The organism is Hyalangium sp. (assembly GCF_035629615.1).
Classification (GTDB): Bacteria; Myxococcota; Myxococcia; order Myxococcales; family Myxococcaceae; genus Hyalangium.
Map to the genome: position 1 here is coordinate 1 of NZ_DASPHO010000472.1, position 6,713 is coordinate 6,713.

The following is a 6,713-nucleotide window of genomic DNA, read 5'->3' on the forward strand; positions in this document are numbered from 1 at the left end:
CCTGACGATGGCCCAGATCGCGCTCGGCCGCGGCGACGATCGCACCGAGGCCCTGCGCGAGAACATGGCCGAGCTGCTGAAGATGGAGCAGCCTCGCAAGCAGTACGCCGCGATGATGTCGGGCCTCGACGTCCACTACGAACTCGGTGCGGGGCACCCGCTGCTCGGGCGTCGCATGCCCGACCTCGAGCTGAGCACTCAGAGCGGTCCGAAGCGCGTGTTCTCGCTGCTGCACGAGGCCCGACCGGTCTTCCTCAACCTTGGCGAGCCGGGCGCCCTCGACATCACTCCGTGGGCGGAGCGGGTTCGGCGGGTCGATGCCCGATACACGGGCGCGTGGGAGCTCCCGGTGTTCGGTGCGGTCGCTGCGCCCTCGGCCGTTCTGGTTCGGCCCGATGGCCATGTCGCGTGGGTGGGAGACGGCACGGATTCGGGGCTGCGTGACGCGCTCACCAGGTGGTTCGGACCGCCCACGCCGGCGTAGCGCGAAGGTGAAGGCTGGAGCGGAGGGGCCGAGGAGGGCCGCGGACGGGGGCCGCCCGAGCTGTGTGCCAGGCCGGTGTAGGGGGCCGAGCACCCCATGGGCCGTCACGGAGCTGGGGGAGGGGCTCCGCTGGAGGCGCACCCGAGAGGCCTCGAAGGACGGACGGTCAGCCGGATCTGCCGGCCCACCAGAACGATCCCCGGCTGCTCCTCTTGGATCGAGGGAGGCGCGGGGATGCAGTCCTCGGAGCCATTGTCCGGGCAACCGGTGAGCCCGAGCAGGAGGAACACGGCAAAGGCAAGACGGCGCGTCCACTGAGAGGCCATGGATGATTCTTACCCCAACTCAGCACTCCGAGTTTCAGCGCGTCCACCCGGTGGGACAGAGGCTGCAGTGAGACTGGCCCGATCTCCGTCGCCGAAGACAGAAGACCGACGACGCAGGGCGCACAAGAAATCCGGCGAGGCTTGTGAAGTCCGAAGTGTTTCATCGACGGCGTGGTGTACGCCGCGGATGCGCCGAACCCTGCGGAACGCCTGCGAGACGTGTGTACCGGCCACGTCGACGACGCAGTGGACGGCACGCGCATGCGTTCCGCTGCTGGTCGGCGGCGACGACATCACGGCGCAAGGCTCTGTCCCTAGCTAGACCGGCCCCTTTACTGCTTCTTGTAGACGAAGACGGAGGACCCCCCTTGGATGTCCTGGCCGGGGCTAGCCTCGAAGGCATCCGCCTGGATCAGCGTCGGCCGGGAGGGCGCCTGTTGGGAGACCCCAGGTGCGTTCCCCGTGGGGCGAGCGGGGGGCCTGCGTGGGGGGGCCGCCGAGGCGGTTGGCCAGCGGGTACGAGCTGGAAGAACCGACCTTCACCGACGATTCGACAGCCTCCACCCTCACAGGCCTCCATTCGCCCTGGCGCAGCGATGCCCCTCGGCCGCGGCGCCGTGGCTACTGAAGGGCATCGGGGATGGGGTAGACGTGGAACCGCCGCCCGTCCGCCTTGATCAGCGTGCGCCCGTCGGGTGTCACGAAGCCTCGGGTTCGGAGGCCATCGCCCGCCTGCGAGCCGGCCAGGACGCTCTGCGAGAGGAGGGGGAACCTCCCGCCGGTGGGAGGCGAGGCCACGTCGAACACGTACATCACCTGGCGGGTCTGCGCGTGGTCGTCGAAGAACCCGAAGAGCCGCCGCGCGTCGTGCGAGAAGATCAGCCCGGAGAGCCGCTCCCCCAGGCCCGCGACCAGGTGCCACTGCGAGTTGTAGATGGCATCGCTGATGGCCACGTAGCGCGCAGTGCGATCCACGGCGAGCCTCGATGCAGAGGGAGTGTCGCTGACGGGGGAGTATTGGGGCTCGGTGCTGGAGGCATCAAAGAACTCGATGAGGTCCGAGCTGATGCACCCGGTCTCGAAGAGGATGGAGCGCCGGCCGTCCAGGGCGGTAGCCGTGTAGGGGCAGTGGCTGGCAACGGTCAGCACGTACCCGTCATTCAGCACAGCGAGCTGGGCGCGCTGGGGGATGGTGCGAATCAGCTGTGGAGTCGCTCCCGCGTCCTCGAGGTTCAGCCGGTAGAGCCCCGAGCCCATGGACAGATAGAGGCTCTGTCCATCCACATCCATGGCGGCATCGTAGATGTTGGTTTGGGCGACATAGCGATCTTCCTGCCAGGTGCCGTTGACGTAGCGATAGCGATAGAGCCCAAAGCCGTTGTTGTCGGACTCGACCGAATAGACAGTGATGCGGAGCGGATCGTAGACCATACGCTGGAGTGACCGGCTGCGCGCGAACGAGAACTCGGCGAAGGCCGGCGTCACGACAGCATGCAGCGTGGGCCCGGGGCGTGACAGGCCCAGGGTGTTGTCCACGGAGAGCGCATGGGCCCCAGCGGTCAGTGCCGGCACGTCCATGCGGATCTCCGTGTCGGAGATGACCTGGAAGGCATGGGTCTCCGCCGAGCCGATGCGCAGCCCCTGTCCAGGCCGCAACCCGCTGAAGCCCTCGCCGCGCAGGATATGGCTGAGGGAGCGCCCTGCCTCGGTGGCGTAAGGCGTGACGGTGCGGATTCGCGGCAGGGCCATGATCAGCTTCACGGGCACCACCAGCTGGCGCTCAGGTGCCGAGGCATTGCCGTAAGCCAGGGTGATCGTGGCCGAGTGGGTGCCATTGGCCAGCTCCGCCAGCGCGCTCCTGGGCACGACGAGGTTGAGTCCCGGGTCCGCCTCGGTGGTGCCGGAGACTGCGGCGTTGTCCAGCCAGCTCGCGCTGGTGGAGACGACGCGCCAATTCAGCGGCACGTTGGGGGCGCTCAACGCCAGCGGGGAACTCAGCTGAGCTTCAGTCGTGCTGGCGTTGACGTGGATCGTGGGCTCGCTGGGCGTGGCTTGCAGCTCGAAGGCTGACACCGTGTAGACGACCGTGAGCTGCACCGGGGGCTGGCCATTGCTGGGGGCGAGGGACACGACAGCCTCGTGCCGCCCGGGGGGGAGCGCGGCGGTGTTGGGGCGGAGGCTGACGGTCTGGGGCGTGGTGGCCCCCGAAGGCACGCTCAGCCAGTCCTGCATGCCCCCCGAATAGCGGGCCGTGATCGAGTAGGAGAGCGGCTGGCGCGCCGTCACGTTCACGCTCTGCACCCCAGGCAGGCCGCTCTGGCCGCTGAAGGCCGCGAACTCCAGCTTCGCGGTGGAGAGCCCCAGCCCCGCTTCGGGCTCGGCTCTGCGAAGGACATAGGTGAGGGTGATGTCGAGAAACCGAGGGGAGCTGCCGTCTGCGTTGGAGGTCAGAAACCGGACCACGGTCTCTTGGATCAATGGAGACTGAGACGTCTGCGTGGTGGTGATGTCGAAGCGGAAGGTGGCACCCGCCTCATCACTCCCGGTGTGGACGATCTCGAGCCAGGAGGGCTCTTGCTCGCCCTCGGGGTACCCCACGAGCACCGAGCTCCCCACGAAGTCCACCCTCACCGTCTGGGACGGGGGAAGGGCACCGCCTGCAATCGCCTCGAAGCGCAGCGCCTGCGGTTGAACGTCCAGGGCCGTGGCAGGGCCTTGCTCTTCCCCCCCACAGCCAGCCAGCCAGAAACTGGCGATGACCACCAGCGCAAATCTCACGCAAGACATGGGTCGAAGTCTCTCAAGAGTCATCTGGGTTGAACCGGGGCTACTGCAGGGAGGCAGGGATGGGGAAGACGTGAAACCGCCGTCCGTCCGCCTTGATCAGCGTGCGTCCATCCGGTGTCACAACGCCTCGGGTGCCGAAGCCATCGAAAGGTTGCGCCCCGGTCATGACGATCTCGGCCAGCCGGGGGAACTGGCCACCGGTGGGAGCCGTGGCTGTGTCGAGCACGTGCATCACCTGCCGGGACTGTGCCTGGTCGCCGAAGAACCCAAAGAGACGCCGGCCATCGTGCGAGAAGATGAACCCGGTGAGGTTGCTCACCTGGGCCGCCAGGTTCCACTGGGTGTCGTAGACGGAGCTGCCGATGACCGCGTAGCGCGCCGTGCGATCCATCGCGATGAACGTGTTGAAGCCGGCCACCGGCGCCACCCCCAGTTGTGCGCCGGGAGCGTCGTAGTACCAGTAGGCGCGCGGCGGGCTGGACCCACACCCATCGACAAAGAGGGCACGCCGGCCGTCCAGGGAGGTGACAGTCCTCGGGCACGAATCACCGGTGTTCAGCAGCGTCCCGTCATTCAGCACCTCCAGCCGGGCGTACCGGGGCAGTGCCCTGAGGAACTGAGGGGTTGCGCTGGTGTCATTCAGGTCCAGCCGGTAGAGCCCCGTGCGGACAGCCAGGTAGAGGCTCTGCCCATCGATATCCATGGCGGCATCGTAGATGTCGGGCAGGCCGACATAGAGGTCCTCCTGCCAGGTGCCGTTGCTGTAGCGGTAGCGATAGAGCGCGGAGACGGAGCCAGAGCCAGAGCCGGAGCTGGACTCGACCGAGTAGACGGCGGTGCGGAGCGGATCATAGATGACACGGCTCGAGCCTCTGTTGCGCGCCATCGAGAACTCGGCGAAGGCCGGCGTCTGGACGGCATGCAGCGTCGCCGTCGATCGCACGAGGCCCAGGGCGTTCTCGCTGGAGAAGGGATGGGCTCCGGCGGCCAGCGCCGGTGCGTTCAGGCGGAGCTCCGCGTCGGAGATGACCTGGTAGTCGCTTGTCTCCGTGGTGCCAATGCGCAGGCGCTGACCGCTCCGCAGGCTGCTGAAGCCTTCGCCACGCACGATGTGGCTGAGCGTACTTCCCGCCTCCGTGACGTAGGGCATGACCGAGCCGAACCGCGTCAGGGCCACGGTGAGCTTGAAGGCGGTCATCACCCGGCCCTCGGCCACCGAGGCGTTGCCATAGGCCAGGGCGAGCGTGGCCGAGTGGGTGCCATTGGGTAGCCCCTCCAGCGCGCTCCTGGACACAATGAGGTTGAGGACCGGATCCGTCTGGGTGTTGCCAGAGGTGGCGGAGGCGCTCAGCCAGCTGGCTCCTGTCGAGACGACGCGCCAATCCAGCGGTGCGGCGCTCGATGACACCGCCACAGGGACGGTGAGCTGGGCCTCTGTCGTGGTGGCATCGACCCGGAGCGTGGGCTCAAAGGGGTTGACGCGGAGCGAGGAGGCAGACAATGCGTAGCTGACGCGGAGCTCCGTCGCGGGCAGGCCATTGTCGGGGGCGAAGCGCAAGACCGCGGCGTAATCCCCCGGAGGCAGTGCGGCGGTGTTGGGGCGGATGCCGACCGTCTGGGGTGCGGTACCCGGCGCGGGCAGCTCCAACCAATCCTGCCTGTTACCGGCCGTGTAGCTGGCCGTGACGGTGTAGCGGATCGGCTCTGCCTGATGCGGGGTGAAGGTGACGTTCTGCGCAGGTGGCGGAGCGTTCTGCCCACTGAAGGCGGTGAAGTGAAGCTGGCTTGGAGCGGCAGTCAGGGGTGGGGGCAACACCCTATAGACAACGCGGACAGAGGCTGCGGGCCGGCCATCGAAGGGAATGAAGTTGATGACGGCCTCGTGATCTCCGGGGACCAGCCTCGTGTGACTGGGGCGGAGGCTGAAGGCCTGGGGCGTGGTGGCCTGCGAAGGATGCGCCAACCAATCCCAGGCTCCCAGATAGGTGATGGCGACGTGGTAGCCGACCTGCTCCTGGTTCGGCACGGTGACCGCTACGCTCTGCGCCGTGGGCAGCTCACTTTGCCCGGACATGGCCGTGAACTCCAACCTTGCGGGAGAGGCGCTGAGCGCGGGGAGCGTCTCCAGCCCCTTGATCACGTACGTGACCTTGATGTCCTCGAACTTGATATCGGACTGATCCTCGTGGGCCGTCAGAAACCGGACCGTGGTCGTAAAGGAGCCTGGTGCGGCCGACAGTCCCGTCTTGTCGTTGACCTTGAGCCTGAAGGAGAAGCTCGTCTCGTCGCCTCCGGAGACGGCGATCTCCAACCAGGGAGGCGTCCCCTGCGAAGGGGGAAAGCCCGCGAGGACTCCTGCTCCCACGTAGGTGACCTTCACCGTCTGCGGGGGGGGCGGCGCACCGCCTTGAACCACTTCGAATCTCACATCATGGGTATCCACTTCGATGCTGGTGCCGGGCTTGCAGCCTGCCAGCCAGAGGCTGGCGAGCACCGCCCACACGACTCTCACAGAGGACATGATTCGAAGCCTCTTAGCGGGTACTCCAGGTTGAGTTTTGAGGATACTCGCGCGAACCCGCTGAGATTGGACAAGAGCCCCCCTGGCGCTCCGGAAGGCTCCTGCTGCCAGTTCCGGCGCACTCAATCGGCGAGGGACACTCGCTCAGCCACCAGAAAGTGTCAACCCGCCTCTCCGCGAGGACATCCCCCTGGGAGAAGGCGGGGAGGTCCGTAGCGCCCTACGCCGCTCTCCGTTCTTTTTTCTGAATCATCGATCTCCCCGTCGGCTCTCTCTTTTTGCCGTACCCGAGCATAGGAAGGACAGGAGCCCTCTTGGGCGTAGCGGGCGGGAGCAGAGCGAGAGGTGAGGGACGCTGACGGGGAGCCCATGAGCCGCACGCCGAGCCGGCGCAGAAGCCTTTCATCTCCAGCAGACACACGCCTGCCCAGCCCAGCCGCCTTCCCAGGCGGGACGCGGCAGGGGCCTGGCTCTCTTGGCTGGCTGTGGCGGCTTGAGCTTCAACACCACGCGCTCTGGGGCGGCCCTCGCGCATCGGCCAGGTGCTCACTCGCCGGGGGCAACCCCAGGTGCTCCACAATCGCTCTCACCCCTC

3 protein-coding genes and 1 pseudogene are annotated in these 6,713 nt (G+C 67.2%); 1 reads left to right on the top strand and 3 read right to left on the bottom strand.

Features of this window, described 5'->3' with window-relative positions; translation table 11 throughout:
• Positions 1-484: pseudogene (locus VD972_RS24235) on the top strand (hypothetical protein); the annotation flags it as partial.
• A gap of 104 nt (positions 485-588) precedes the next feature.
• On the opposite strand, the gene VD972_RS24240 reads toward VD972_RS24235, so the two are convergent.
• The 3 genes from VD972_RS24240 to VD972_RS24250 all read right to left on the bottom strand — a co-directional run bounded on the left by VD972_RS24240 (position 589) and on the right by VD972_RS24250 (position 6,118).
• Complete coding sequence (locus VD972_RS24240; RefSeq protein WP_324990840.1) at positions 589-810, bottom strand: hypothetical protein; 222 nt, start codon at positions 808-810, stop codon at positions 589-591.
• A 621-nt stretch (positions 811-1,431) separates the two neighbouring features.
• Positions 1,432-3,597, bottom strand: a complete 2,166-nt coding sequence (locus VD972_RS24245) for a hypothetical protein (protein ID WP_324990842.1) — start codon at positions 3,595-3,597, stop codon at positions 1,432-1,434.
• A gap of 40 nt (positions 3,598-3,637) precedes the next feature.
• On the bottom strand, positions 3,638-6,118 hold the full coding sequence (locus tag VD972_RS24250) for a BACON domain-containing protein (protein WP_324990844.1): 2,481 nt from the start codon (positions 6,116-6,118) through the stop codon (positions 3,638-3,640).
• Positions 6,119-6,713 lie beyond the last annotated feature (595 nt).